Below are 25,394 nucleotides of genomic sequence, written 5' to 3' on the forward strand. Positions count from 1 at the left end.
GCTCCTATAGTTATCGTCTAAATGATAATTACGTACGTAAACGCGACATAGAGGTGTCGCAGATCGGAATGTTCGCCCCGTAACAGTGCGCTTATCGGGCAAATTCGTTAGGCTACGCGCCATTTTTGCGTCCGCAGCCCACAAGGCAGCAACGCGCTTAAAGGGTTGGTCTTATACGGACTGACAGCATTTCCCTCACCCATAGGGAAATCCCTCTCTAAATTCCGATTCAGTAGTGTGGTATTTCCTTAATGAAAGTGTTGAAAGGCCAGGACATCCTGGCACTTGGTTTTATGACGTTTGCCCTGTTCGTCGGGGCTGGCAACATCATCTTCCCGCCTATCGTCGGTTTACAGTCCGGACCTCATGTCTGGATGGCGGCGCTGGGTTTCCTGGTCACGGCGGTCGGTCTTCCGGTGATCACCGTGGTGGCGCTGGCCAAGGTCGGCGGAGCCATGGATGCGCTGAGCAGCCCGATCGGTAAAGTCGCTGGTGGTCTGTTGGCGGCGGTATGCTACCTCTCGGTCGGCCCGCTGTTTGCGACGCCGCGTACCGCAACCGTATCGTTCGAAGTGGGCCTTGCGCCATTGACCGGCGAAAGCCCGTTGGCGCTGTTCCTCTACAGTTCGGTGTACTTCCTGCTGGTGTTCTTCATCTCGCTCTATCCGGGCCGTTTGCTGGATACCGTTGGCCGTTTCCTCGCACCACTGAAGATCATCGCTCTGGCCGTTCTCGGCATCGCGGCATTTGCTTTGCCAGCGGGTGACATTGGCCTTGCCACGCCCGAGTACGTCGCAGCACCGTTCTCCCAGGGGTTCATCAATGGTTACCTGACCATGGATACCCTCGGCGCACTGGTGTTCGGTATCGTCATCGTTAACGCCATCCGTTCCCGTGGCGTAGAGTCACCAGCGCTGATCACCCGTTACGCGATCATTGCCGGGTTGATAGCCGGCGTCGGTCTGGCGCTGGTTTACATCAGCCTGTTCCGCCTCGGTTCGGGCAGCCATGAAGTGGCCGCCGGTGCGAGCAACGGCGCGGCGGTATTGCACGCTTACGTCCAGCATACCTTCGGTTCGTTGGGCAGCGGTTTCCTCGCGGTGCTGATTTCCCTGGCTTGCCTGGTTACGGCGGTCGGCCTGACCTGTGCCTGCGCCGAGTACTTCAGCCGTGTACTGCCGCTGTCTTACAAGACATTGGTCATCATCCTTGCGGCGTTCTCGTTGCTGGTGTCCAACCTGGGGCTGACCAAGCTCATTGCGTTCTCGATCCCGGTACTGACGGCGATCTACCCGCCGTGCATCGCGCTGGTAGCGCTGAGCTTCTGCAAGGACTTCTGGCATGAGCAGGGCCGTATCGTCGGTCCGGTGATGCTGGTGTCGTTCATCTTCGGTCTGATCGATGCACTCAAGGGTGCGGGCCTGGCGGACTGGATGCCAGCTCAACTGACCCATCTGCCGCTGAGCGAGCAAGGTCTGGCCTGGCTGGTGCCATCGGTGATGACGTTGGTGATTGCCGTGGTTTGCGATCGCCTGCTGGGCAAACGCGCCGAAGCCTTGGCTTAAGCTTCAACGGCCCGCCACAAGCGGGTCTTGAGCAGAAACAGAAATGCCCCGTATCAATCGATACGGGGCATTTTTTTTGTGAGGCGTGCGGTGTCTTTTCCGTTGCGCTAACGTCGAAGCATTGCCCAATCGATTGTAGGAGCGACCTTCGCGAGCAAGCTCGCTCTTACACAGGGTTTATGTACACCGTTAACACATCACAAGGACCTGCATGTCGTTCATCCAAGCCAATCTGATCCACATTCTTGCCGCCGTATGGTTTGTCATCTGCTGGGGCGGTTACACCCGCTATGCGGGCTGGAAGGGCCGCGACACGGCATGTCTGGCCAGTGTCCTGCACCTGTACCGCGAAGACTGGATGCGTCGCATGCTGTTGCGGGACAACCGCATCGCTGACGCCAGCGTGATCGGCAACCTTGAGCGAAACGCGTCATTCTTCGCCTCCAGCACATTGATCATCCTGGCGGGTATTCTCACGGTGCTCGGCGCTTCCGAGCGGGCAGTCTCATTGCTGGCCGACATCCCGATGGTGCAACAGGCGTCCCAGGGCATGTCGGAGATCAAGCTGCTGTGCCTGGCGCTGGTGTTCGTCTATGCGTTCTTCACCTTCAGTTGGTGCATGCGCCAGTACAACTTTGCGGCGATTCTGGTCGGTTCGGCACCGATGGTCGGTGAGCGCCACGTGTCCGAACAGGAACGCAAAGCCTTCGCGTCCCGGGCGGCGCGGGTTATTTCGATGGCCGCCAACCAGTTCAACTTTGGGCTGCGTTCCTATTACTTCGGCATGACCATGCTGGCCTGGTTTGTCAGTCCCTGGTTGTTCATGTTGATGAGTGCCGGTGTGGTCTTCGTGTTGTATCGCCGCGAGTTTCACTCCGACGTTCTCGACGTGATGGTCTATACCCCTACAGAGGCACCGTTGCCCGAAGCAAATAAAGAGGCGGCTTGATGAGTATTCCGTTCTGGTGTGTGTTTATCTCGGCCTTGCTGATCTTCGTGGCGCGTATGCCCGTGACCAAAGCGATGAAAGAGCAGGGTGGTTACAACAATCACCAGCCACGCGAACAGCAGGCACAACTCACTGGTTTGGGCGCCCGCGCGGTGGCGGCCCATCAGAACAGTTTCGAAGCGTTCTTGTTGTTTGCGGTAGGCGTGTTGATGGCGCATACCACTCAAACGGCAGGATGGCTCATCGATTTGCTGGCGATCATCTTCGTGATTTCGCGAGTGATCTACCTGGTCTGTTACTGGAAAGACCTGGCCTGGCAGCGCAGTCTGGTTTGGGTGGTGGGATTGGTCTGTTCGTTGTTACTGATGGTTAGTCCGACTTTTCGAACGATTTTGCTCTAGCGCTAACGCGACAATAAAAGCTCCAGGCAAAAGAAAACCCGCACTTGGCGGGTTTTCTTTTATCACGCTAAAAACCGATTTAGTTCTTAGGTGCTTCCGGAGCGGCTTCTTTAGCCGCTGCTGCGTTCGATTCAGCCTGAGCTTTGGCAGCTTCGGCGTTTTCTTTCGCAGCGTCGTTCACTTTATCCTGAGCTTTGTTCATGTCCTGCTGAGCTTGCTCAGCATGTTTGGCGGCATCTTGAGCTTTGTCCTCGGATTTTTTATCGCAGGCAGCGAGACCGAGGGAAGCGGTCAACATCAAGGCAATAGCTAAAGTCTTACGCATGGGTGTTTCTCCTTATGGAAAATATCTACTGGCCTTAAGAGCATGGGCGTTCGGGTTAAGTTCCACGATTTTTGCAGATATATAAGTTTGTTTTAACGCGGAACTTTTACCGGGATTTCTACGGCGTCGGGCCAACACTTCAAGAGTTTTTATCAAATGGCTGAAAACCCCGTTTTTGAGCGTGCTACACGATTCCTGTCGGCATTGCGGCATTGCCAGGTACTCGGGTTGCGAGTTCATAGCGCCAACAATGAAGGTCTGACGGTTGTTCTGCCGTACAGTCCGCAAATTGTCGGCAACCCCGAAACCGGCGTCATTCATGGCGGCGCCTTGACCTCGTTGATGGACACGGCTTGTGGCATGTCGACACTGTGCGTGCTGCCGGAATTCGAAGTGTGTCCGACCCTCGACCTGCGCATCGACTACATGCACGCCGCCGAGCCCCATAAAGACGTCTACGGTTTTGCCCAGTGCTACCGGGTGACCACCGACGTGATCTTTGCGCGCGGCTTCGCCTATCAGGACGATCCGGAGCATCCCATCGCCCATGTGGTGGGCACGTTCATGCGCATGGGCAAGGGTATTAAAGGCACCAAGGGCTTTGGTGGCGTCATTGCCGGAGACACGAAATGACTATTAGCCTTCAGGAGCAACTGCAAGCGGCTCATGAGCGGGGCGACTACAGCTCACTGTTGCAGTTGATTCCGTACGCCACGTTGATCGGCGTCGAATGCTCACGGGTGGGCGACGAATTGCTGTTTCGTCTGCCGGCCAACAAGGACAACATCGGCAACCCTCTGCTGCCGGCCATTCATGGCGGTGTGATCGCCGGTTTCATGGAATTGTCCGCCGCGTTGCACCTGCTGATTGCAACCGGATCGCCCGGCGTACCGAAGATTATCGACTTTTCCCTGGACTACCTGCGGGCCGGGCAATTTCGCGATACCTGGGCCCGTTGCCAGGTGTGTCGCCAGGGTCGCAGGGTCGCCAATGTGGCGATTACCGCCTGGCAAAGCACCGAGGCCGAACCCATTGCCACGGCCCGCGCGCATTTCAAAGTCGAAGAGCCCTTGAAATCCTGATTGGTGCCCCAAACTCTGAGGACAACCCGCCGTCGATCATTCAGGTCGCGGCTTATGCCATCTGATTGGAGTTTGATGACCATGAGTGTGGAAACTCAAAAGGAAACCCTGGGCTTCCAGACCGAGGTGAAGCAACTGCTGCACCTCATGATCCATTCGCTGTATTCCAACAAGGAAATTTTCCTTCGCGAATTGATCTCGAACGCCTCTGACGCTGTCGATAAATTACGTTTCGAAGCCCTGGCCAAGCCAGAGCTGCTGGAAGGTGGCGCCGAACTGAAAATCCGTGTGAGCTTCGACAAGGACGCTAAAACCGTCACCCTCGAAGACAACGGTATCGGCATGAGCCGCGAAGACGCGATCACCCATCTGGGCACCATCGCCAAATCTGGCACCGCCGATTTCATGAAGCACCTGAGCGGTGACCAGAAAAAAGACTCGCACCTGATCGGTCAATTCGGTGTTGGCTTCTACTCCGCCTTCATCGTCGCCGACAAGGTTGACGTGTACAGCCGTCGTGCCGGCGCTGCTGCCAGCGAAGGTGTGCACTGGTCGTCCAAAGGCGAAGGCGACTTTGAAGTCGCTACCGTCGAAAAGGCCGACCGTGGCACTCGCATCGTCCTGCACCTGAAATCTGCTGAAGACGAATTCGCCGATGGCTGGCGTCTGCGCAACATCATCAAGAAGTACTCCGATCACATCGCTTTGCCGATCGAGTTGCCGAAAGAAGTGGCCGCTGCCGAAGGCGAAGAGCAGCCGGCCGTTGAATGGGAAACCGTCAACCGCGCCAGTGCTCTGTGGACCCGTCCGCGTACCGAGATCAAGGACGAGGAATACCAGGAGTTCTATAAGCACATCGCTCACGACTTCGAAAATCCGCTGAGCTGGAGCCACAACAAGGTCGAAGGCAAGCTGGAATACAGCTCGCTGTTGTACGTGCCGACCCGTGCGCCGTTCGACCTGTACCAGCGTGAAGCGCCGAAAGGCCTGAAGCTGTACGTGCAGCGTGTATTTGTCATGGATCAGGCCGAGTCCTTCCTGCCGTTGTACCTGCGCTTCATCAAGGGCGTGGTCGATTCCAACGACCTGTCGCTGAACGTGTCGCGGGAAATCCTGCAGAAAGACCCGATCATCGACTCCATGAAGTCGGCACTGACCAAGCGCGTTCTGGACATGCTGGAAAAACTGGCGAAGAACGAGCCTGAGCAATACAAAGGCTTCTGGAAAAACTTCGGCCAGGTTATGAAAGAAGGCCCGGCAGAAGACTTCGCCAACAAAGAGAAAATCGCTGGCCTGCTGCGTTTCGCATCGACCAACGGTGACGACGGCGAACAGGTTGTCGGCCTGGCGGATTACCTGGCACGCGCCAAGGAAGGTCAGGACAAGATTTACTACCTGACCGGCGAAACCTACGCGCAAGTGAAAAACAGCCCGCACCTGGAAGTCTTCCGCAAGAAAGGCATCGAAGTGCTGCTGCTGACCGACCGCATCGACGAGTGGCTGATGAGCTACCTCAGCGATTTCGACGGCAAGAGCTTTGTCGACGTGGCGCGCGGTGACCTGGACCTCGGCAACCTGGACTCGGAGGAGGACAAGAAGGCTGCGGAAGAAGTCGCCAAGGCCAAAGAAGGTCTGGTTGAGCGTCTGAAAGCCGCCTTGGGCGAATCCGTTGCTGAAGTGCGGGTTTCCCATCGTCTGACCGACTCCCCGGCGATTCTGGCCATCGGTGAGCAGGACCTGGGCTTGCAGATGCGTCAGATCCTGGAGGCCAGCGGTCAGAAGGTTCCGGATTCGAAGCCGATCTTCGAATTCAACCCGGCTCATCCGCTGATCGAGAAGCTCGACAACGAGCAGAGCGACGAGCGCTTCGGCGACCTGTCGCACATCCTCTTCGATCAGGCGGCTCTGGCAGCCGGCGACAGCTTGAAAGACCCGGCGGCGTACGTGCGCCGTCTGAACAAGCTGCTGGTCGAACTATCGGCTTAACTGTGTTGTAGAAAAACCCGCTTCGGCGGGTTTTTTTCATTCTGGTGTTCAACAATCAGGAGTCAGAAATGAGCCAAATTACTGTACGTTCCGTTGCCTATCAGATTGATGGACGAGATTACGAAAGCCGCCTGGCCTTCGATGTCGACCATAAAGGCCCGCGTCCGGGTCTGTTGATGGCGCCGAACTGGATGGGCGTCAGCGCCGGTGCCGAGGAGATCGCCAAGTCGGTGGCGGCCAAAGGCTACGTGGTGCTGATCGCGGACCTCTACGGGCAATCGGTTCGTCCGACCAACAATGACGAGGCGGGCGCGGCGATGATGCCGTTGAAGAATGACCGCCCGTTGCTGCGCAAGCGCATGCAGGTGGCGTTCGAACAGCTGCAAAGCCAGGGTGAGGTGGCCGTTGATACGTCGAAACTGGCGACTTTCGGTTTCTGCTTCGGCGGTTGCTGTGCGCTGGAGTTCGCTCGTACCGGTGCGCCGGTGAAGGCGGCTGTTTCGTTCCATGGCACGCTGGACACACCGAATCCGGCTGATGCGAAAAACATCAAGGGTAAGGTGTTGGTGCTGCACGGTGCTTCCGATCCTTTGGTGCCGAAGGAGCAATTGCCGGCGTTCGAAGATGAAATGAATGCGGCGGGTGTGGATTGGCAGTTGCTGAGCTACGGCGGTGCGTTCCACTCGTTCACCGATCCGCACGCCAATGTACCGGGGATGATGATGTACGACGCCAAAGTCGCCGCTCGGGCGTTTACGTCGATGCATAATTTGCTGGATGAAGTGTTCAAGGATTGAATAAGCGCTGAGCAACGAAACCTGTAGGAGCCGGCTTGCTGGCGATAGCGATCCTCACGATCGCCATCGCTGGCAAGCCAGCTCCTACAGGGATTGTGCCGCACGCAATTTCGGGAATGAGCCGGTCAACTGTAAAAGCTGGCTTGTCAGCGATGAGGCAATGACAGGCGCTGCAAACATCAGGGCAATTCGATCCGCTCAACTTCCCCCGGCACCGTCGGCCAATCCCCGGCCGCCCAGCGACGGCGCGCCTCATCGATGGCCGCTGGATCGCTCGCCACGAAATTCCAATTGATCCGTCTTGGTCCATCCAGCGGTGCACCGCCGAACACAACGGCATGACTGTCGCTTTCGGCGAACACAGTCATTTCTTCGCCGCCTGGCAACACCACTAACGTGTGCGGCTCAATTGGCTCGCCATCCAGTTGCACCTCACCGCTCAACACATACAGCGCTCGTTCTTCGTGCTCGGTCGGAATCAGCAACGTTGTCGCTGTTTGCAGGTTCAATTCGGCATACAACGTAGGTGAAAGCACCGGCACCGGTGATTCCAGGCAAAAGCCTGTCCCGGCAATCATGCGAATCTTCACGCCGAGGTTGTTGCTGACCGGAAGCGTGGACGCCGGATGGTGGCTGTAATGGCCAGGACCTTGTTCATGGTCCTTGGGCGAGGCCAGCCAGATCTGCAAGCCGTGCATCGTGAAGCCGCTTTCTTTCAGCGCCTCAGGTGTGCGTTCAACATGGGCAATGGCGCTGCCGGCCGTCATCCAGCTGACGTCGCCCGCCCCGACCACTTGATCTGAGCCGAGGCTGTCCTTGTGCTGAATCTGCCCCTGGAACAGGTAGGTGAGGGTGGAGAGGCCGATGTGCGGGTGCTGGCGAATGTTCATGCCTTTGCCGGCCGGATAACGGGTTTCCAGCATGTGGTCGAAAAACACGAATGGCCCGACGCTGCGGCACTTGGCCGACGGCAACGGGCGAAGAATCGGCTGGCCTTCGACATCTTCGGCGCGAGGGCGGATCACGAGCGGAGTGTTCATGGTGCATTCCAGGCTGAGCGGGTGATGCCGTCGAGCATAACCCGCTTGCGCAGCCCTTGCCGCTATTGGCTGAACGCGCCTTCGGACAGATGGGTTTCGATGCTGACTTCGGAGGTGGTCATCAGCTTGTGGATCGGGCAGCGATCAGCCACGCGGTGCAGTTCATCGCGCTGGGCGTCGGTGAGTACACCCTTGAGGGTGAGTTTGACGTGCAGTGCGTATTTGCCTTTCTGTTCTTGGCTGTTGTCGCGTTTGACCTCGACACCGACGCCCGTGAGCGGGATGTCTTTCTTCTTGGCGTACAGCTTCAGGGTCAAGGCTTTGCAGGCGCCGAGCGCGGCATCGAAATAGTCGTGGGGTTCTGGTGCGGAGCCTTCACCCCCTGCCGTGGTGGGTACGTCGGCAAAGAGTTCGTGATCGTCGATTTGTACGCTGTGGCGAAAACCTTCGGCAGAGACGGTGTTGACGGTAACAGTCATGGCAAACCTCGCAGGCGACAGGAAAAGTCATTCGATCAAAAAAGACCTTGAAGGTATAGAGCCTGCTTGAGGGAACGCGTTCCGGTTTTTTCAACAGGCGAAAAAAAGCCCCGCGTTTGCGGGGCTTCTCTTATCGAGCCGGCTTAGCTGCCTTTGACCGCTTTACCGTTGACCGTACCGTTCAGGAGCATGATGTTGTACTCCTTGCCGTCGGTCTCGACCTGTTGCAGGCGAACCAGCAAGTAATCCCAATCCTTGGCGAACCACAGAACGGTGATGCGCTTGCTTTGTGTCGGGTCGCGTACGCGCTCGACCTTGATCGCTTCGATCTGGCCAGCCTTGGTGTCGACTTTTTCCGAACCCAGCACGCGGAAGTCATAAGTATCGACTTCGCCATCATCAACCACTTGATAGCTCATGCTTTTCTTGCCGGCGGCTACGTCATGCTGCAGCGCCAGCTGGTAGGTGGATTTGTCGACCATGCCGCGGTTGAGTGGGATCTTGACCGGGTCACCGCGATCGGTGCCAGTGACCATCTTGGTGGTCCAGTCGAAATCCAGGTCGGCTTTCTTGGCTTTGCCCAGGCCGCCACGTTCGAAGTGATACGAATGGGGCAGCAGGGTGTCCTTGTCCAAGGTCAGGGTGCTTTCTTCGGACAGGCTGGCGATCATCATCGACGCCTTGAAGCTGAGCTTCCATTTGCCGTCGCCCAGGCTTTCGAGGCTGCGTTCGGCGGTGCCGCTCATGGGCAACTGTTTCCAGTCGGCGGTGTAGCTGGCGGAGAACGGTTGAAGGTCTGCCGCCTGTGCAAAGGGCAAGGCAAGCAAGGCGCAAGCGAAGAGCAGGGCGCGACGCATAAAATCTCCTAGGGTCGAATCAAGTGGCCGCTGGCCGCGAGTAACTGTCCATCCAGTAAAGCACCTTGTTCGCCGAGGGCTAGACGACCTTCGGCAAACCAGTGCACGGCCAACGGGTAGATCAGGTGTTCCTGAACATGGACCCGCTGCGCCAGACTCTGCGGCGAATCATCTAACTCTACCGGTATTACTGCTTGTACGACCAGTGGTCCGCCATCGAGTTCCTCGGTGACGAAGTGCACAGAGCAGCCATGTTCGGCGTCGCCGGCATCCAGAGCCCGCTGATGAGTGTGTAACCCTTTGTATTTGGGCAGCAGCGAAGGATGGATATTGAGCAGGCGACCCTGATAGTGGCGTACGAACCCGGCGCTGAGAATGCGCATGAAACCGGCCAGTACCACGAGTTTTGGGTTGAAGGCGTCGATCAGTTCGATCAGCGCGGCATCGAAGGCCTCGCGACCTTCGAAAGCCTTGTGATCCAGGGTGCGGGTGTCGATACCCGCATCCTTGGCGCGTTGCAGGCCGTAGGCGTCGGCGCGGTTGGACACCACCGCAGCGATGCGGACCGGGCTGTCGCCGGTCCGCGTGCTGTCGATCAAGGCCTGCAAGTTACTGCCGGTGCCGGAGAGCAGCACCACGACATCACAGGTCTGAGACATCAATGAGCCTTGAGGTTCTTCAGTTCAACCTGGGCTGCGCCTTCGGCAGCGGTGGCGATCTGGCCGATGACCCATGGCTGTTCGCCCGCTTCACGCAGGACGTTCAGAGCAGTTTCAACGTGCTCCTGAGCCACGCAGATGACCATGCCCACGCCGCAGTTCAGCACGCGGTGCATTTCGTTCTCGTCGACGTTGCCTTTCTCTTGCAGCCAGTCGAATACCGCTGGGCGGTTCCAGCTCGCCACGTCAACGATCGCTTGTGCGCCTTTTGGCAGAACGCGCGGGATGTTGTCCAGCAGGCCGCCACCGGTGATGTGGGCCATGGCTTTGACTGCGCCGGTTTCCTTGATCAGCTTGAGCAGCGGCTTCACGTAGATGCGGGTCGGGGCCATCAGCAGGTCGGTCAGCGGCTTGCCGTCGAGCTGGATGTTTTCGATGTCGGCACCGGACACTTCGATGATCTTGCGGATCAGCGAGTAACCGTTGGAGTGCGGGCCGGAAGATGGCAGGGCGAGCAGGGCATCGCCGGCAGCAACCTTGGAGCCGTCGATGATTTCGGCTTTTTCCACGACGCCGACGCAGAAACCGGCCAGGTCGTAGTCTTCGCCTTCGTACATGCCCGGCATTTCAGCGGTTTCGCCGCCAACCAGCGAGCAACCCGACAGTTCGCAGCCAGCACCGATGCCGGTCACCACCTGAGCGGCGGTGTCGACGTTCAGTTTGCCGGTGGCGTAGTAGTCGAGGAAGAACAGCGGCTCGGCGCCGCACACCACCAGATCGTTGACGCACATGGCGACCAGGTCGATGCCGATGGTGTCGTGCTTGTTCAGGTTCAGTGCCAGGCGCAGCTTGGTGCCGACGCCGTCAGTACCGGAAACCAGCACAGGCTGCTTGTAGCCGGCCGGGATTTCGCAGAGGGCGCCGAAACCGCCCAGGCCGCCCATGACTTCCGGGCGCGCAGTGCGCTTGGCGACGCTCTTGATGCGTTCGACCAATGCTTCACCGGCGTCGATGTCTACACCGGCGTCCTTGTAGCTCAGGGAGGGTTGCTTGCTCATGATCCAGGCCTTTAGGGGGGATTTCTGGGTAACGACCGAGTCTAGCGGGACCGCCAAAAAACACGAAGGAGGGAGCCATGCGCGTATTTCAGGGTACCCGGCTGTTGCCGGTCTGCGAAGGCGCGCGATTTTATCAGGCTTGAGCGGCAGCGGCCATCCTCAGGCCGACAGCAGGGCCATTTCAGCTGAAAAAAAACCGTTATTGCCCAGTGTCGTTAGTAACCTGCATGGCTGTATAAAGTATCGCGATTAACCGTCTATCGTTATGACAGTGCGAAAAACTTACCCGGGGCGTGTGAATGTTTTGCGTCGGGCGAGGGTCACAGCCTTGCTCTATCGTCTTCATGCGGTCTGTTTCAGCCGCTCTTGTCGTCAGGAATCTTCCATGCGTTTTTGTAAATTCTTGTTTGTGGGCTGTTTGTCATTGTTCAGCCTTGTGAGTCATGCCGAAACCGTCAAAGGCCTTTATCAGGTGCGTGAACCAGTAAATGGCCAGTCACCCGAGGAGCGTGAACAGGCGACTCAGCGTGCGCTGGACACCTTGGTGCTGCGCCTGACCGGTGACCCCAAGGCTGCGCAAAACCCGGGGCTGGCGACGGTTCGCAAAGATCCGCAACAAATCATCAGCCAGTACGGCTTTGAAGCCGGGCCGCCGGACGTGCTGAAAGTCGATTTCGATCCGGGTACGACTGAGCAGGCTCTGCGCCGGGCGGGGCTGGCGATGTGGGGTGCCAATCGGCCGTCGATTCTGGCCTGGTGGTTGAATGACTCCACAGAAGGTTCGAGCCTGGTAGGTGACGGCCAGGCCAGCGCCGCGCCGCTGCGTCGGGCCGCCCAGCATCGTGGGTTGCCGCTGCGCTTGCCGCTGGCGGACCTGAATGAGCAGATCGTCGCCACGGCACCCAATCTGGAAGGCACTGACCCAGCACCGTTGCAAGGTGCTTCGGAGCGCTACAACGCCGATGCCTTGCTGGCGGTGCACGCGCATGAGGAAGGTGGGCAGTGGCAGGCCAATTGGCGGCTGTGGCTGGGTGATCAAAAGGAGGCCGGCACCGTACAGGGGGTCGATCAGGCAGCATTGGCCGATGCGGTGATGTTGGCGGTCAATCAGCGCCTGGCACCACGATTCGTTGCCAAACCTGGTGCTTCGGGTCAGCAATTAATGGAAGTACAGGGCATGAACCTTGAGCGATATGCGGCGCTTGGGCGGTTGCTTGAGCCCTTCGGCGGGCGTCTGCAAAGTGTCGATGGCGAGCGGATTCTTTACCGGGTCAACGGTAGCGCCGATCAGTTGAGAGCGCAGATGTCGCTGGCAAAACTGCAGGAAATGCCGGTCGAGCAAGCACCCGCGCCAGTGGCTCCTGTCCAGCCTGTTGCCCAAGGTTCGGCGCCCGCCGTAGCGCCAGTCGCCGCTCCTGTACCGCAGTTGCGTTTTCGTTGGTAAGTCTTTCGTTCCTTATATAGAAGCAGGAGTGGTACATGGCCGATTCTCGGCGTTGGTTCTGGCTGGGTGGGGTGGTCCTGCTTTGCGTGTTTGTCTGGTTGTTGCATCCGATTCTGACGCCTTTTCTGGTGGCGCTACTGTTGGCCTATCTGTTCGATCCGCTGGTAGACCGCCTGGAAAAGGCCGGTCTGTCGCGGACTTGGGGCGTGGTGACGGTGTTTGCCGTGTTCACGCTGATTTTTACTGCGCTGCTATTGGTGCTGGTGCCGATGCTCGTCAAGCAGTTGTTCCGGTTGTATGAACTGGCGCCGCAAATGCTTGATTGGTTGCAGCACACGGCATTGCCTTGGGCGCAGTCCAAATTCGGGTTGTCGGACGGATTCTGGAAGTTCGACAAACTCAAGGCCGCGATCAGTGAACACATGGGCCAAACCACGGACATCGTCGGCGTGGTATTGAGCCAGGCGACGGCTTCGGGCCTGGCGTTGATAGGCTTGATGGCGAATCTGGTGCTGATCCCGGTGGTGAGTTTTTACCTGCTGCGGGATTGGGACGTGATGATGGTCAAAATCCGCAATCTATTACCTCGTGATCGCGAGGAGCGTGCGGTCTCCCTGGCAGGCGAATGCCACGAAGTACTCGGCGCGTTCGTTCGCGGGCAGTTGATGGTGATGGTCGCATTGGGCGTGATTTACGCAGCGGGGCTGATGCTGGTCGGTCTGGAGCTGGGGCTGTTGATCGGTATGATTGCCGGTCTGGCGGCAATTGTGCCGTACATGGGATTCATCATCGGCATCGGCGCGGCATTGATCGCCGGCCTGTTTCAGTTTGGCGGTGATTTGTATCCCATGCTGGGTATCGTGGCGGTGTTCATGGTCGGTCAGGCGCTGGAGGGCATGGTGCTGACGCCGTTGCTGGTCGGCGACCGGATCGGGTTGCACCCGGTCGCGGTAATTTTCGCGATTCTGGCTGGCGGGGAGTTGTTCGGCTTTACCGGTGTGCTGCTGGCGCTACCCGTGGCCGCAGTGATCATGGTGCTGGTGCGTCATGTCCATGATTTGTATAAAGACTCTGATATCTACGCCAGTGGCGAGGGACCGTAGCGACATGATGAGTGGGTGGCGGTCGCACTGACCGCCAAACAAACGGTCATAAAACCGTAGCGTTAACGCAAACCTTTGATTTTGCTTGTGGTCTGTCGCATTGTGCGACCAGCGCCACGGGTATAAACTTCGCAAACTTTACACAGAGGCCACTAACGGTTCCTTTGGAACTGTTCAGTCAGCATGAAACCGATTCAGCTGCCCCTAGGTGTGCGTCTGCGTGACGACGCCACCTTTATCAATTACTACCCAGGCGCCAACGCCGCTGCACTCGGCTATGTCGAGCGGCTTTGCGAAGCCGACGCCGGCTGGACCGAAAGCCTGATCTACCTTTGGGGCAAGGATGGGGTAGGGCGTACGCACCTGTTGCAAGCGGCCTGTCTGCGCTTCGAGCAGATGGGGGAGCCGGCGGTGTATCTGCCGCTGGCCGAACTGCTGGATCGTGGTATAGAAATTCTCGACAACCTCGAACAGTACGAACTGGTCTGTCTGGATGACCTGCAGGCGGTCGCCGGCAAGGCGGACTGGGAAGAGGCGCTGTTCCATCTGTTCAATCGCTTGCGTGACAGTGGTCGACGCCTGCTGATTGCCGCATCGACCTCTCCCCGAGAGTTGCCGGTGAAACTGGCGGATCTCAAATCCCGACTCACCTTGGCGCTGATCTTTCAGATGCGTCCGCTTTCCGATGAAGACAAGTTGCGCGCGTTGCAATTGCGCGCATCCCGTCGTGGTCTTCACCTGACTGACGAAGTGGGGCATTTCATTCTGACGCGGGGCACCCGCAGCATGAGTGCGCTGTTCGAGCTGCTTGAACGTCTCGATCAGGCCTCTCTTCAGGCTCAACGCAAGCTGACGATCCCGTTTTTGAAAGAAACCCTGGGCTGGTAAAACCCGCTGAAACTGAGAGGTTTAGCGGGTTTGGCATATTTCAGGCGCCAAAAAAATCCGCTTTCCTGTCGAGTGACAGGCAGCGTGAATGTTCAAAATGGGCTTAAGCGCTTAGATGTTAACGAGAAACCGAGAAGTCACATAAAGATCGATTGAATTTGCAAATGAGGTTGATAGCGGGCATAGTCTCGGCTTCTTTACAACTATCAGCCACGGTCGTGCCCATGCTAAATCGCTTCGCACCCCTCGTGCCTCTCGCACTCGTTACCCTGTTGTTCGGTTGCGCTGCTCACACACCAGTGACTCAGCAAGCATCGCAACAGCAGGTCAAGAACTCCGCTACAGCCCAGTCTTCTTCTCTTTATCAGGAAGCGCTGGAGCAAGAAGAACAGGCGAACGAAAAAGAACTCGCCGATTTCGCCGGCGGCAAGTCGTATCAATTGCCGGTTCTGGCCGACAGCATCCTTGAACGTGGCATGTCCCTGATCGGTACCCGTTACCGTTTCGGCGGCACCTCTGAAGCCGGTTTCGATTGCAGTGGCTTCATCGGTTACCTGTTCCGCGAAGAAGCGGGCATGAACCTGCCTCGTTCCACTCGCGAAATGATCAACGTTGACGCCCCTCTGGTCTCGCGCAGCAAGCTTGAGCCGGGCGACCTGTTGTTCTTCGCAACCAACGGCCGTCGCGGTCGCGTCAGTCATGCCGGGATCTACCTCGGCGACAACCAGTTCATCCATTCCAGCAGCCGTCGTAGCGGTGGCGTGCGGATCGATAGCCTGGGCGACAGCTACTGGAGCAAGACCTTCATCGAAGCCAAACGTGCTCTGGCAATGGCGCCAAACGCGTCGCCAATCGTGACTGCTCGCAAATAAGCGGACAATTTGTAAGGTGAACTTAAAGTCTTACTTGAAGTTTGCCGGATAGCCGCTAGAATTCTGATCTATTAATGATGGCAAACCGCCTGCGTCACACGCAGGCGGTTTTCTTTTCTGCGCTCCGAGCAGAAAAAAGCCGCAGCCAGATCAGGATGTTCTGCTTATGACGATGTCGGCCCGCCTCGCAATCATGTTCCTCGCAGCGCTGCTCAGCGCCTGTGCCAGCCGTACGCCGCCTCCTGCGCCGGTGGTTCGCGCTCCCATCGTTTTCGGTCCATCCCAAGCGTTTTCGCCCGAAGCGGAAGACGTACTGTTTCGCGCCCTTGGTCTCGTAGGCACGCCTTATCGTTGGGGTGGCAATACACCGGATTCGGGTTTTGATTGCAGTGGTCTGATCGGTTATGTGTACCGTGACGTTACCGGTATTTCCTTGCCGCGCACCACCCGCGAGATGATCACGATGCAAGCGGCCAACGTCGGCAAGGAAGGTCTGCAATCGGGTGACCTGATCTTCTTCGCCACCAATGGCGCTTCCCAGGTCAATCATGCCGGGATTTATGTCGGCGAGGGACGCTTCGTCCATGCACCCGCCACCGGCGGCACCGTGAAGCTCGACAGCTTGTCCAAGAACTATTGGCAGAAAGCCTATCTCAGCGCCAAGCGCGTTCTGCAACCGGAGCATCTGGCGCGCAATCGATAATCGCCAGAGGTTGTGGTCATGACCGCTCGCACGCTCAATCTCGATGATGCGTTGTATCAATACCTGCTCGACGTCTCTTTGCGCGAAACGCCGCTGCTCAAGCGCCTGCGCGATGAAACCCAGGCACTGCCCATGGCGCGCTGGCAAGTGGCGCCGGAGCAAGGGCAGTTTCTCGCACTGCTGGTGAAACTCACCGGCGCCAGGCGTGTGCTGGAAATCGGCACCTTCACCGGTTACAGCGCCCTGTGCATGGCGATGGCATTGCCGGATGACGGTTCACTGATCTGTTGCGACGTTCCGGGTGATTACAATGCCACCGCCCGCCGTTACTGGCTCGAGGCAGGGCTGGCCGGGCGAATCGACCTGCGTCTGGCGCCTGCGCTGGAGACGCTTGGCAAGCTGGACCAACCAGGTCAATTCGATCTGATTTTCATCGATGCCGACAAGGCCAACTATCCCGCCTACCTGGAGCATGCGCTGCGTCTGTTGCGGGTCGGTGGGCTGGCGGTGTTCGATAACACCCTGTGGAGTGGCCGGGTTCTTGAGGCAAATCCCGAGAGCAAAGACACCCGTGCGATCCAGGCGCTTAATCGAGCGTTGAAAGATGACGCGAGAGTGGATCTGTCCCTGTTGCCGATAGGCGATGGATTGACGCTCTGCCGCAAACGGTAGTCATCAGCAGGCTGCGATCTTTTGCTGTCTATTTTACAGCCGACACCCGCCACACCTTGTTCCCTACATCGTCGGCCACCAGCAAATTCCCCTGCTGATCAATCACCACACCCACTGGTCGCCCCATGGCTTTTTCTTCGTCATTGAGGAATCCGGTCAGTACATCAATCGGCTGCCCGCTCGGTTTGCCTCCGTTGAACGGCACGAAAATCACTTTGTAACCACTGTGCGGCTTGCGATTCCATGAGCCGTGTTGACCAATGAATGCACCTTGGGTGAACGGTGCTGGCAGTTTGCTGTTTTCGGCAAACGACAGGCCCAGTGAGGCCGTGTGTGGGCCGACGGCATAGTCCGGCTTGAGGGACTTGGCGACAAGATCTGGATTTTGCGGCTCGACGCGAACATCGACGTGCTGGCCGTAATAGCTGAACGGCCAGCCGTAGAAGGCGCCATCCTGCACCGAGGTGATGTAATCGGGCACCAGGTCGCTGCCGATGTCATCGCGCTCGTTGACGGCGGTCCATAGGGCGCCACTTTGCGGTTCCCAGGCCAGGCCATTGGGGTTGCGCAAGCCTGAAGCGAAAATCCGCTGGTTGCCGGTGGTGCGATCCACTTCCCAGATCGCGGCGCGACCTTCCTCTTTATCCATGCCGTTTTCGGCGACGTTGCTGTTGGAGCCCACGGTGACGTAGAGCTTGCGGCCATCCTTGCTGGCGATGACATTTTTGGTCCAGTGGTGATTCAACGGGCCTCCCGGCAAGTCGACCACTTTGATCGGTGGCGACTTGATTTCGGTATCGCCATGCTCATAGTGAAAGCGCAGCAGGCGGTCCGTGTCGGCCACGTAGAAGTCATTGCCGACCAGTGTCATACCGAACGGTGAATTGAGGTTCTCCAGAAACACGCTGCGGGTTTCGGCGATACCGTCGTGATCCTTGTCCCTCAGCAAGGTGATGCGGTTCGCGCTCGGCACGCCGGCCCCGGCGCGGCCCATCACTTTCTTGGTGATCCAGCCCTTGATGCCACTGCCATCATCGGGTTTGGCCGGGGCGTTGGTTTCGGCCACCAACACGTCGCCGTTTGGCAGTACATAGAGCCAGCGCGGGTGATCAAGGTCTTCGGCAAAAGCCGTCACTTGAGTGCCTGCGGCGGCAATGGGTTTCACGCCCGCAGGCCAGCCGATGGCGGGTGCGATGTTGACTGTCGGGATCAGGGTTTTACTGGGTTCGGGCAGTTGGGGAGATGGGCCGGTGCCGTCGGAGACTTGCAGGCTGGAGGTCTCGCCACAGGCGACGAGCCCTCCAGTGAGGGCGATAACGAAAACGAACGGGGCTGTGCGCATACTGATCTTCCCTATGAATGCCTTGTTCTCATCATAGAGAAGTGTTGCCTTTTGATGGTTCAACCTTCAGCCGTGCGCTTCCTTCAAAAGCACGGCAATACCGGGATGATAGTGGCCGGCTTCGTTGCGCAATTTGCGATAGGCGTAAGGGAAATACCAGGCAACGGCGCAGGTGTTTATTTTTTGCAGGTCATCGACCATGTCCTGGAGCTCTTCTGGCGTAGCACCTTGCTGGGCTTTTTGCGGTGCAGCGAACAGGCAGCCGAGTCTCAGGTCGCTGGCGTGGCTCACGCGTTTGGCGTCGCTGGTGATGTCGAGCAACGCCTGGGTCAGATCGAGACTGTTGACCCGCGGCCAGCGCTGGGTCGCCTGGAAATAGGCACGGGTTTCGGGCGAGGCAAGCAGCAGATCGGCGCGACTGTTGCGCTCGCCGTCTTCGGTTTGCTTGCGCGTTTGCGTGTGTTGCAGCGTGACCATTTCGGCCATCCAGGCGGCGGCTGAAAGCAGTCCCAGATTGGCTTTTTCGTCGTGCCAGTAGGGCGCGTCACCGTCGCCGCGCACGGCATTGTAGCGGTCAATACAGTCGAACCAGCGTTCCAGTACCGGGCGCAGGAATTCCAGTTTTGGATTGCTGATGATCATGCCTTGCATGGGGCTCACCCTTGTTATTGTGTTGTGGGTTTGTGGCTATTTGATATCACTGCTGGGGGCGAGGCACAAGATTGGCGTCAGAATATTGAGCGCCAGTCGATATTCCCATCCGACGTCCCGGCTTTAATTGACGCTCCACCCCCAACCCTCTAACCTTCGCGGCTTGTTTCAGGTGCTCTGTGGCTTGGGTCGACAGAGTGAAACAGGGAAGCCGGTGAATGAGCTCTTCAAACTGTTGAAGGTCATGATCCCGGCGCTGCCCCCGCAACGGTAAATGAGTGAAGACTGAGCTTTGAGCCACTGTATCGAGGGTCGATATGGGAAGGCGCGCAGTCGGGTGCAAACCGCTCATGAGCCCGGAGACCGGCCTGATTCATTCAACGGCATCACGGTGGGCGATGCCAGGCTTGTTGCCTTCTTTTTTTGTGCCTGCCCGCCGTTATTCCCGCCTCAACGGAGAGCTTCCCCATGACTGACACCCCCGATCGTGACGAACGCCACCTGGCGCGCATGCAGCGCAAAAAAGCGGTGATCGACGAACGCATCGCCAATTCCCCGAATGAATGCGGCCTGTTGCTGGTGCTGACCGGTAACGGCAAAGGCAAGAGCAGTTCGGCGTTCGGCATGCTCGCGCGCGCCATGGGCCACGGCATGCAATGCGGTGTGGTGCAGTTCATCAAGGGGCGTAACAGCACGGGCGAAGAGTTGTTCTTCCGCCGTTTCCCGGAGCAAGTGCGTTTCCATGTGATGGGCGAGGGCTTTACCTGGGAAACCCAGGATCGCCAGCGCGACATCGCCGCCGCCGAAGCGGCCTGGGAAGTGTCCCGCGAACTGCTGCGCGATCCGTCCGTCGGCCTGGTGGTGCTAGATGAATTGAACATCGCCCTCAAGCACGGTTACCTCGATCTCGATCAGGTGCTCAGCGATTTGCAGGCGCGACCGCCGATGCAGCATGTGATCGTCACGGGCCGCGCCGCCAAGCCGGAAATGATCGAGATGGCCGACACCGCCACCGAAATGGGCATGCTCAAGCACGCCTTCCAGGCCGGCATCAAAGCGCAGAAAGGCGTCGAGCTGTGAATCAACCACGTCATTGCCCGGCGGTACTGATCGCCGCGCCGGCCTCCGGTCAGGGCAAGACCACCGTCACCGCCGCGCTCGCCCGTTTGCATCGCAACCAGGGGCGCAAGGTTCGCGTGTTCAAATGCGGGCCAGACTTTCTCGACCCGATGATTCTCGAGCGTGCCAGTGGTGCGCCGGTGTATCAACTGGACATGTGGATGGTGGGCGAGCAGGAAAGTCGCCGTCTGTTGTGGGAAGCCGCTGGCGAAGCCGACCTGATCCTGATCGAAGGCGTCATGGGTTTATTCGACGGAACGCCGTCCAGCGCTGACCTGGCGCGGCACTTCGGTGTGCCGGTGTTGGGCGTCATTGACGGCACCGCCATGGCCCAGACCTTCGGCGCACTGGCGCTGGGGCTGGCGCGCTATCAGCCGGACTTGCCGTTTGCCGGTGTGCTGGCCAACCGCGTCGGTACGTTGCGCCATGCGCAGTTGCTCGAAGGCAGCCTGACCGAGGGACTGCGTTGGTACGGCGCCTTGTCCCGGGAAACCGGAATCGAATTGCCGAGTCGGCACCTCGGCCTGGTGCAGGCCAGTGAATTGAACGATCTCGATGTGCGTCTCGATGCCGCCGCCGATGCCTTGGCCAGCAGTTGCGAGGTGGCGCTGCCGCCCGCAGTGGCGTTCGCGGCGCCGGATGTGATTGACGTCGAACCGTTGCTGGCCGGTGTGCGTATCGCCGTGGCCCGGGACGAAGCTTTTGCGTTCACCTACGGCGCGAGCCTGGACCTGTTGCGGGCGATGGGCGCCGAGTTGTCATTCTTCTCGCCGATCCGCGATAGCGTGTTGCCGGAGGTAGACAGTCTCTATCTGCCGGGCGGTTATCCGGAATTGCACCATGTTGCGCTGTCGAAAAACACCGCGATGCTTGACGCGATCCGTGCACACCACGGGGCAGGCAAGCCATTGCTCGCCGAGTGTGGCGGCATGCTTTATCTGCTCGATTCGTTGACCGATGTCGACGGTGTTCGCGCCGAACTGGTTGGCTTGCTGGCCGGTGATGCGGTGATGCAAAAACGCCTGGCCGCGCTGGCGTTGCAAGCGGTCGAGCTGCCGGAAGGGTCGTTGCGCGGACACACGTATCATCACTCGCTGACCACCACTGAGCTGACGCCGATTGCCCGGGGCTTGAGCCCTAACGGCGGGCGAGGGGCCGAGGCGGTTTATCGTGAGGGGCGGATGACTGCTTCTTATGTGCACTTTTATTTTCCGTCCAATCCCTCAGCGATTGCCGCGCTTTTTGCGCCCGACCTTCAGGACGCCTTCGCTGGCAAGCCAGCTCCTACAAGGGACCACCTCAATCCTGTAGGAACTGGCTTGCCAGCGAAGCGGTCATGACTGACAACACCTTCTCCGAAACCGAGCGCGCAGCGGTCTACCGCGCCATCGCCGAACGTCGCGACATGCGTCACTTCAGCGGTGGCACGGTCGAGCCAGAACTGCTCCGACGTCTGCTCGAAGCCGCGCATCAGGCGCCCAGCGTGGGGCTGATGCAGCCGTGGCGCTTTATCCGTATCAGCGATCGGGCCTTGCGCGGACAGATTCAGCAACTGGTGGAAGAAGAGCGCATCCGCACCGCCGAAGCCCTCGGTGAGCGCAGCGACGAGTTCATGAAACTCAAGGTCGAAGGCATCAACGATTGTGCCGAGGTGCTGGTCGCCGCGCTGACGGAGGATCGAGAGCGCCATGTTTTCGGTCGGCGCACGTTGCCGGAAATGGACATGGCTTCGTTGTCCTGCGCGATCCAGAACCTGTGGCTGGCATCCCGCGCCGAAGGACTGGGCATGGGTTGGGTGTCGCTGTTCGAGCCACAAGCCCTGGCGGATTTGTTGCAGTTGCCGGCGGGTGCGAAGCCGCTGGCGGTGCTGTGCCTGGGGCCGGTCGAGGCATTTTATCCGGCGCCGATGCTGGTGCTCGAAGGCTGGGCGCAGGCGCGTCCGCTGAGTGAACTGTTGTATGAAAATTATTGGGGAGTGAGTCAATGAGTGTGGCGTTGTTGAGTGTCGCCGCGGTTGCGCTGGATGCGCTGCTGGGTGAACCCAAGCGCTGGCATCCGCTGGTGGCGTTCGGCCGTTTTGCCGACCGCATCGAACAACGTTTCAACGGTGAAGGTCGCGGCTGGCGCAGCCATGGCGTCACGGCGTGGGTGATCGCCGTGTTGCCGCTGACCTTGTTGGCGACTGCATTTTCCTGGGCGCCTTATGTCGGCTGGATCGTCGAGATTCTCGCGCTGTATTGCGCACTCGGCATGCGCAGCCTCGGTGAACATGTCGAGCCCGTGGCCAAGGCGCTGCGCAGTGATGATCTTGAGGAAGCCCGCAAACGCGTGGGCTATCTGGTCAGCCGCCAGACCAGCGATCTGGATAAAACCGCAGTCGCCCGCGCCGCCACCGAATCGGTACTGGAGAACGGTAGCGACGCGGTGTTCGCAGCGCTGTTCTGGTTTGCCGTGGCCGGTGCTCCCGGCGTGGTGCTCTACCGTTTGAGCAACACGCTGGATGCGATGTGGGGCTATCGTAATGAACGCTTTGAGCGTTTTGGCTGGGCGGCGGCGAAGATCGACGATGTGCTTAATTACATTCCCGCAAGGTTGGTGGCATTGACCTACGCGTTGCTGGGCAAAACCCGGCTGGCGCTGAAGTGCTGGCGCCTTCAGGGCTCGACCTGGGACAGCCCGAATGCCGGTCCGGTGATGGCGGCAGGGGCAGGAGCGCTGGGTGTCGAGTTGGGCGGGGCGGCGATTTATCACGGTGAACTGCATCAGCGTCCTCAACTGGGCGAAGGCCCGCCAGCGGACGCCGACTCCATCGACCGAGGCTGGCAATTGGTCCAGCGCGGGGTATGGTTATGGTTGCTGATTCTCTGCATTGGGGCCGAATTTTATGCTTGAGCACGGTGGAAGATTGCGCAAGGCCGCGCTCGAATATTGCATAGAGGAAGGTGAGTGGCTGGACCTGTCGACCGGTCTGGCGCCTTGGCCGTTTCCGGTGCCGGAGATTCCAATGCGGGCCTGGGCGCGGCTGCCGGAAGCCGACGACGGTCTGGAGCACGCTGCCTGTGATTACTACGGCACATTGCAGGCATTGCCAGTGGCCGGGTCGCAAATGGCCATCCAGCTGCTGCCGCGTTTGCGTCGCGCAGGCAAAGTCGGCGTGCTGTCACCGTGTTATGCCGAACATGCCGAAGCGTGGCGTCGCAACGGCTACATCGTGCGCGAAGTGGTGGAACAGGAAGTCGACTTCTTTATCGACAGTTTCGACGTGCTGGTGGTGGTCAATCCAAACAATCCCACGGGGTTGAACCTGACGCCTGATCGCTTGCTCGACTGGCACGCGCGGCTGGCCCAGCGCGGTGGCTGGCTGGTAGTGGATGAGGCGTTCATGGACAACACACCGCAGCTGAGCCTCGCGCCGTTTGCCCATCAGGTCGGATTGATCGTGCTGCGTTCCTTCGGCAAGTTTTTCGGTCTGGCCGGGGTGCGATTGGGTTTCGTCCTGGCGGAGCGCAAGTTGCTCAAATTGCTCGCCGAACAAGTAGGGCCGTGGGCGGTGAGCGGGCCGACGCGAACAATAGGGCAGGCATGTTTGCGTGATACCGAAGGCCATGCGCGCCAGCGGGCACGCGCCGAAGTGGCCAGTGAGCGCCTGGCCTCGCTGCTGAAGCAACACGGATTCAACCCTCAGGGCGGCTGCGCCTTGTTCCAGTGGCTGATCACTGATCGTGCCGAAGTCCTTTATGAATTCATGGCCCGGCGCGGCATTCTGCTGCGTCTGTTCACACACAACAGCAGCCTGCGTTTCGGCTTGCCGGGCGCCGAAGCCGATTTCGCACGCCTGGCCGCTGCATTCGAAGCTTTCGCCAAGGAAAACCCATGACGACGTTGATGGTGCAGGGCACCACCTCGGACGCCGGTAAAAGTACGTTGGTAACCGCGCTGTGCCGCTGGGTCACCCGTCAAGGTGTCAGCGTGGTGCCGTTCAAACCGCAGAACATGGCACTCAACAGTGCGGTGACCGCCGACGGTGGCGAGATCGGTCGTGCGCAGGCGGTGCAGGCCCAGGCGGCTAATCTTGAGCCACACACCGACATGAACCCCGTGCTGCTCAAGCCGAACAGCGACACCGGCGCGCAGGTGATCATTCATGGTCGCGCCGTCACAAGCATGAATGCCGTCGCCTATCACGACTACAAAACCATCGCCATGCAAGCGGTGCTGGCGTCCCACGAACGGTTGAGCGCGGCGTATCCGGTGGTGATGGTCGAAGGCGCGGGCTCCCCGGCCGAGATCAATCTGCGGGCCGGCGACATCGCCAATATGGGCTTTGCCGAAGCGGTGGATTGCCCGGTGCTGCTGATTGCCGACATCAATCGCGGCGGGGTCTTCGCGCATCTGGTGGGCACGCTGGAACTGCTGTCACCGAGCGAACAGGCGCGCATCAAAGGCTTCATCATCAACCGTTTTCGTGGCGACATTGCCCTGTTGCAACCGGGGCTCGACTGGCTGGAAGAGCGGACCGGAAAACCGGTGATTGGCGTCCTGCCCTACGTGATGGACCTGCACCTGGAAGCCGAGGACGGCATCGATCAGCGCCAGACCGACAAGGCTGAGCAAGTGCTGAAAGTGGTGGTGCCGGTACTGCCGCGCATCAGCAATCACACCGATTTCGATCCCTTGCGTCTGCATCCGCAAGTCGATCTGCAATTCATCGGCCCGGGCCAGGCGATGCCACCGGCCGACCTGATCATCCTTCCCGGTTCGAAAAGTGTGCGCAGCGATTTGGCGTTTCTGCGTGCCAATGGCTGGGAAAGTGCCATCGCCCGGCATCTGCGTTACGGCGGCAAGGTCTTGGGGATTTGCGGCGGTCTGCAAATGCTCGGTGAGCACGTGCACGACCCACTGGGGCTCGAAGGCGCCCCGGGTTCCAGCGCAGGCTTGGGATTGCTGGCGTTCGAAACCGTGCTCGAAGAGCACAAGCAACTACGCAATGTGCGTGGTCGTCTGGCGTTGGAAGATGCGCCGGTGACGGGTTATGAAATTCATGCAGGCGTGACCACCGGCCCCGCGCTGGAAAATGCGGCGGTGTTGCTGGATGACGGTCGTTGCGACGGTGCGCAAAGTATCGACGGGCAGGTTTTCGGCACTTATCTGCACGGCCTGTTCGAGTCGCCGGCAGCGTGCAGCGCACTGTTGCGTTGGGCGGGTTTGCAGGATGTGCAGGAGGTGGATTACCACGGCTTGCGTGAGCGGGATATCGAGCGGCTGGCGGACCTGGTGGAGACGCATCTGGATACCGAATTACTGCGTCGGCTCTGCGGGATTTGAGATGCCTTTCAAGGCCTCATCGCGGGTAAGCCCGCTCCCGCAGAGAACACCACATAACCCTGTGGGAGCGAGCCTGC

General features: G+C 59.1%; 27 protein-coding genes and 1 riboswitch. Of the genes, 19 read left to right on the plus strand and 8 right to left on the minus strand.

What is annotated here, in order from left to right:
• The first annotated feature begins 251 nt into the window (after nucleotides 1-251).
• The 3 genes from brnQ to QYH43_RS11625 all read left to right on the plus strand — a co-directional run bounded on the left by brnQ (nucleotide 252) and on the right by QYH43_RS11625 (nucleotide 2,915).
• A complete protein-coding gene (brnQ, locus tag QYH43_RS11615) occupies nucleotides 252-1,565 on the plus strand; it encodes a branched-chain amino acid transport system II carrier protein (RefSeq protein WP_095152610.1) in 1,314 nt (437 codons plus the stop codon).
• Nucleotides 1,566-1,776: 211 nt separating this feature from the next.
• Nucleotides 1,777-2,514 (plus strand): DUF599 family protein, encoded by a 738-nt coding sequence (locus tag QYH43_RS11620; protein WP_095060817.1) that lies wholly within the window; start codon nucleotides 1,777-1,779, stop codon nucleotides 2,512-2,514.
• The gene (locus QYH43_RS11625; protein ID WP_095060819.1) at nucleotides 2,514-2,915 is read left to right on the plus strand and encodes an MAPEG family protein; all 402 of its coding nucleotides are present in this window, start codon (nucleotides 2,514-2,516) and stop codon (nucleotides 2,913-2,915) included. The genes QYH43_RS11620 and QYH43_RS11625 overlap by 1 nt, the downstream gene beginning before the upstream one ends.
• 79 nt (nucleotides 2,916-2,994) lie before the next feature.
• Here QYH43_RS11625 and QYH43_RS11630 read toward each other — a convergent pair whose 3' ends face one another.
• Nucleotides 2,995-3,240 carry a hypothetical protein gene (locus QYH43_RS11630; protein WP_095060821.1) on the minus strand — a complete coding sequence of 82 codons (246 nt, stop codon included), beginning with the start codon at nucleotides 3,238-3,240 and terminating at the stop codon, nucleotides 2,995-2,997.
• A 156-nt stretch (nucleotides 3,241-3,396) separates the two neighbouring features.
• Between QYH43_RS11630 and QYH43_RS11635 the strand changes: the two genes are divergently transcribed.
• The 4 genes from QYH43_RS11635 (at nucleotide 3,397) to QYH43_RS11650 (ending at nucleotide 7,105) form a co-directional block, all read left to right on the plus strand.
• Nucleotides 3,397-3,873 carry a PaaI family thioesterase gene (locus QYH43_RS11635; RefSeq protein WP_095060822.1) on the plus strand — a complete coding sequence of 159 codons (477 nt, stop codon included), beginning with the start codon at nucleotides 3,397-3,399 and terminating at the stop codon, nucleotides 3,871-3,873.
• Nucleotides 3,870-4,322 (plus strand): PaaI family thioesterase, encoded by a 453-nt coding sequence (locus QYH43_RS11640; RefSeq protein WP_095060823.1) that lies wholly within the window; start codon nucleotides 3,870-3,872, stop codon nucleotides 4,320-4,322. The genes QYH43_RS11635 and QYH43_RS11640 overlap by 4 nt, the downstream gene beginning before the upstream one ends.
• A gap of 81 nt (nucleotides 4,323-4,403) precedes the next feature.
• Nucleotides 4,404-6,308 carry a molecular chaperone HtpG gene (gene htpG, locus QYH43_RS11645; RefSeq protein ID WP_095060883.1) on the plus strand — a complete coding sequence of 635 codons (1,905 nt, stop codon included), beginning with the start codon at nucleotides 4,404-4,406 and terminating at the stop codon, nucleotides 6,306-6,308.
• A gap of 68 nt (nucleotides 6,309-6,376) precedes the next feature.
• Nucleotides 6,377-7,105 (plus strand): dienelactone hydrolase family protein, encoded by a 729-nt coding sequence (locus QYH43_RS11650; protein WP_095152611.1) that lies wholly within the window; start codon nucleotides 6,377-6,379, stop codon nucleotides 7,103-7,105.
• A gap of 179 nt (nucleotides 7,106-7,284) precedes the next feature.
• On the opposite strand, the gene QYH43_RS11655 is transcribed toward QYH43_RS11650, so the two are convergent.
• The 5 genes from QYH43_RS11655 to purM all read right to left on the minus strand — a co-directional run bounded on the left by QYH43_RS11655 (nucleotide 7,285) and on the right by purM (nucleotide 11,198).
• On the minus strand, nucleotides 7,285-8,145 hold the full coding sequence (locus QYH43_RS11655) for a pirin family protein (protein WP_095152612.1): 861 nt from the start codon (nucleotides 8,143-8,145) through the stop codon (nucleotides 7,285-7,287).
• A 62-nt stretch (nucleotides 8,146-8,207) separates the two neighbouring features.
• Nucleotides 8,208-8,624 (minus strand): OsmC family protein, encoded by a 417-nt coding sequence (locus tag QYH43_RS11660; RefSeq protein ID WP_095060829.1) that lies wholly within the window; start codon nucleotides 8,622-8,624, stop codon nucleotides 8,208-8,210.
• Nucleotides 8,625-8,767: 143 nt separating this feature from the next.
• A complete protein-coding gene (locus QYH43_RS11665) occupies nucleotides 8,768-9,481 on the minus strand; it encodes a DUF3108 domain-containing protein (RefSeq protein WP_095060831.1) in 714 nt (237 codons plus the stop codon).
• An 8-nt stretch (nucleotides 9,482-9,489) separates the two neighbouring features.
• Nucleotides 9,490-10,140, minus strand: a complete 651-nt coding sequence (purN, locus tag QYH43_RS11670; protein ID WP_095060833.1) for a phosphoribosylglycinamide formyltransferase — start codon at nucleotides 10,138-10,140, stop codon at nucleotides 9,490-9,492.
• Nucleotides 10,140-11,198: a phosphoribosylformylglycinamidine cyclo-ligase gene (gene purM, locus QYH43_RS11675; RefSeq protein WP_301157082.1), complete on the minus strand. Its 1,059-nt coding sequence runs from the start codon at nucleotides 11,196-11,198 to the stop codon at nucleotides 10,140-10,142. Before purM ends, purN begins: the two co-directional genes overlap by 1 nt.
• Nucleotides 11,199-11,583: 385 nt before the next feature.
• On the opposite strand from purM, the gene QYH43_RS11680 reads away from it, so the two are divergent.
• From QYH43_RS11680 to QYH43_RS11705, 6 genes are all read left to right on the plus strand, one after another.
• Entirely contained in the window at nucleotides 11,584-12,642 is a 1,059-nt protein-coding gene (locus QYH43_RS11680) for a DUF2066 domain-containing protein (protein ID WP_301157083.1), read from the plus strand.
• A 35-nt stretch (nucleotides 12,643-12,677) separates the two neighbouring features.
• On the plus strand, nucleotides 12,678-13,745 hold the full coding sequence (locus QYH43_RS11685; protein WP_095060839.1) for an AI-2E family transporter: 1,068 nt from the start codon (nucleotides 12,678-12,680) through the stop codon (nucleotides 13,743-13,745).
• Nucleotides 13,746-13,928: 183 nt separating this feature from the next.
• Entirely contained in the window at nucleotides 13,929-14,633 is a 705-nt protein-coding gene (gene hda, locus QYH43_RS11690; RefSeq protein ID WP_078470804.1) for a DnaA regulatory inactivator Hda, read from the plus strand.
• Nucleotides 14,634-14,857: 224 nt separating this feature from the next.
• Entirely contained in the window at nucleotides 14,858-15,505 is a 648-nt protein-coding gene (locus QYH43_RS11695; protein ID WP_095060841.1) for an NlpC/P60 family protein, read from the plus strand.
• Between the two features lie 166 nt (nucleotides 15,506-15,671).
• The gene (locus QYH43_RS11700) at nucleotides 15,672-16,208 is read left to right on the plus strand and encodes a C40 family peptidase (protein WP_095060843.1); all 537 of its coding nucleotides are present in this window, start codon (nucleotides 15,672-15,674) and stop codon (nucleotides 16,206-16,208) included.
• An 18-nt stretch (nucleotides 16,209-16,226) separates the two neighbouring features.
• Entirely contained in the window at nucleotides 16,227-16,880 is a 654-nt protein-coding gene (locus QYH43_RS11705; RefSeq protein ID WP_301157084.1) for an O-methyltransferase, read from the plus strand.
• Nucleotides 16,881-16,908: 28 nt separating this feature from the next.
• Here the strand turns inward: QYH43_RS11705 and QYH43_RS11710 are convergent, their stop codons facing one another.
• Together QYH43_RS11710 and QYH43_RS11715 are read right to left on the minus strand one after the other, a co-directional pair.
• The gene (locus QYH43_RS11710) at nucleotides 16,909-18,222 is read right to left on the minus strand and encodes a sorbosone dehydrogenase family protein (protein WP_301157085.1); all 1,314 of its coding nucleotides are present in this window, start codon (nucleotides 18,220-18,222) and stop codon (nucleotides 16,909-16,911) included.
• A gap of 66 nt (nucleotides 18,223-18,288) precedes the next feature.
• The gene (locus tag QYH43_RS11715) at nucleotides 18,289-18,873 is read right to left on the minus strand and encodes a hypothetical protein (protein ID WP_095060849.1); all 585 of its coding nucleotides are present in this window, start codon (nucleotides 18,871-18,873) and stop codon (nucleotides 18,289-18,291) included.
• Between the two features lie 153 nt (nucleotides 18,874-19,026).
• Nucleotides 19,027-19,260: riboswitch (cobalamin riboswitch) on the plus strand.
• A gap of 81 nt (nucleotides 19,261-19,341) precedes the next feature.
• Between QYH43_RS11715 and cobO the strand changes: the two genes are divergently transcribed.
• The 6 genes from cobO to QYH43_RS11745 are packed head-to-tail and all read left to right on the plus strand — an operon-like array spanning nucleotide 19,342 to nucleotide 25,317.
• Complete coding sequence (gene cobO, locus QYH43_RS11720) at nucleotides 19,342-19,953, plus strand: cob(I)yrinic acid a,c-diamide adenosyltransferase (RefSeq protein ID WP_095060851.1); 612 nt, start codon at nucleotides 19,342-19,344, stop codon at nucleotides 19,951-19,953.
• Nucleotides 19,950-21,332, plus strand: coding sequence for a cobyrinate a,c-diamide synthase (locus QYH43_RS11725; protein ID WP_095060853.1), 1,383 nt, complete (start codon nucleotides 19,950-19,952; stop codon nucleotides 21,330-21,332). The genes cobO and QYH43_RS11725 overlap by 4 nt, the downstream gene beginning before the upstream one ends.
• The gene (gene bluB / locus QYH43_RS11730) at nucleotides 21,329-21,979 is read left to right on the plus strand and encodes a 5,6-dimethylbenzimidazole synthase (protein WP_095060855.1); all 651 of its coding nucleotides are present in this window, start codon (nucleotides 21,329-21,331) and stop codon (nucleotides 21,977-21,979) included. The genes QYH43_RS11725 and bluB overlap by 4 nt, the downstream gene beginning before the upstream one ends.
• A complete protein-coding gene (gene cbiB / locus QYH43_RS11735) occupies nucleotides 21,976-22,884 on the plus strand; it encodes an adenosylcobinamide-phosphate synthase CbiB (protein ID WP_301157086.1) in 909 nt (302 codons plus the stop codon). The genes bluB and cbiB overlap by 4 nt, the downstream gene beginning before the upstream one ends.
• Entirely contained in the window at nucleotides 22,877-23,869 is a 993-nt protein-coding gene (gene cobD, locus QYH43_RS11740) for a threonine-phosphate decarboxylase CobD (protein WP_301157087.1), read from the plus strand. The genes cbiB and cobD overlap by 8 nt, the downstream gene beginning before the upstream one ends.
• Complete coding sequence (locus tag QYH43_RS11745; protein WP_301157088.1) at nucleotides 23,866-25,317, plus strand: cobyric acid synthase; 1,452 nt, start codon at nucleotides 23,866-23,868, stop codon at nucleotides 25,315-25,317. The genes cobD and QYH43_RS11745 overlap by 4 nt, the downstream gene beginning before the upstream one ends.
• Nucleotides 25,318-25,394 lie beyond the last annotated feature (77 nt).

This window comes from Pseudomonas sp. C32 (assembly GCF_030417915.1).
Lineage (GTDB): Bacteria > Pseudomonadota > Gammaproteobacteria > Pseudomonadales > Pseudomonadaceae > Aquipseudomonas.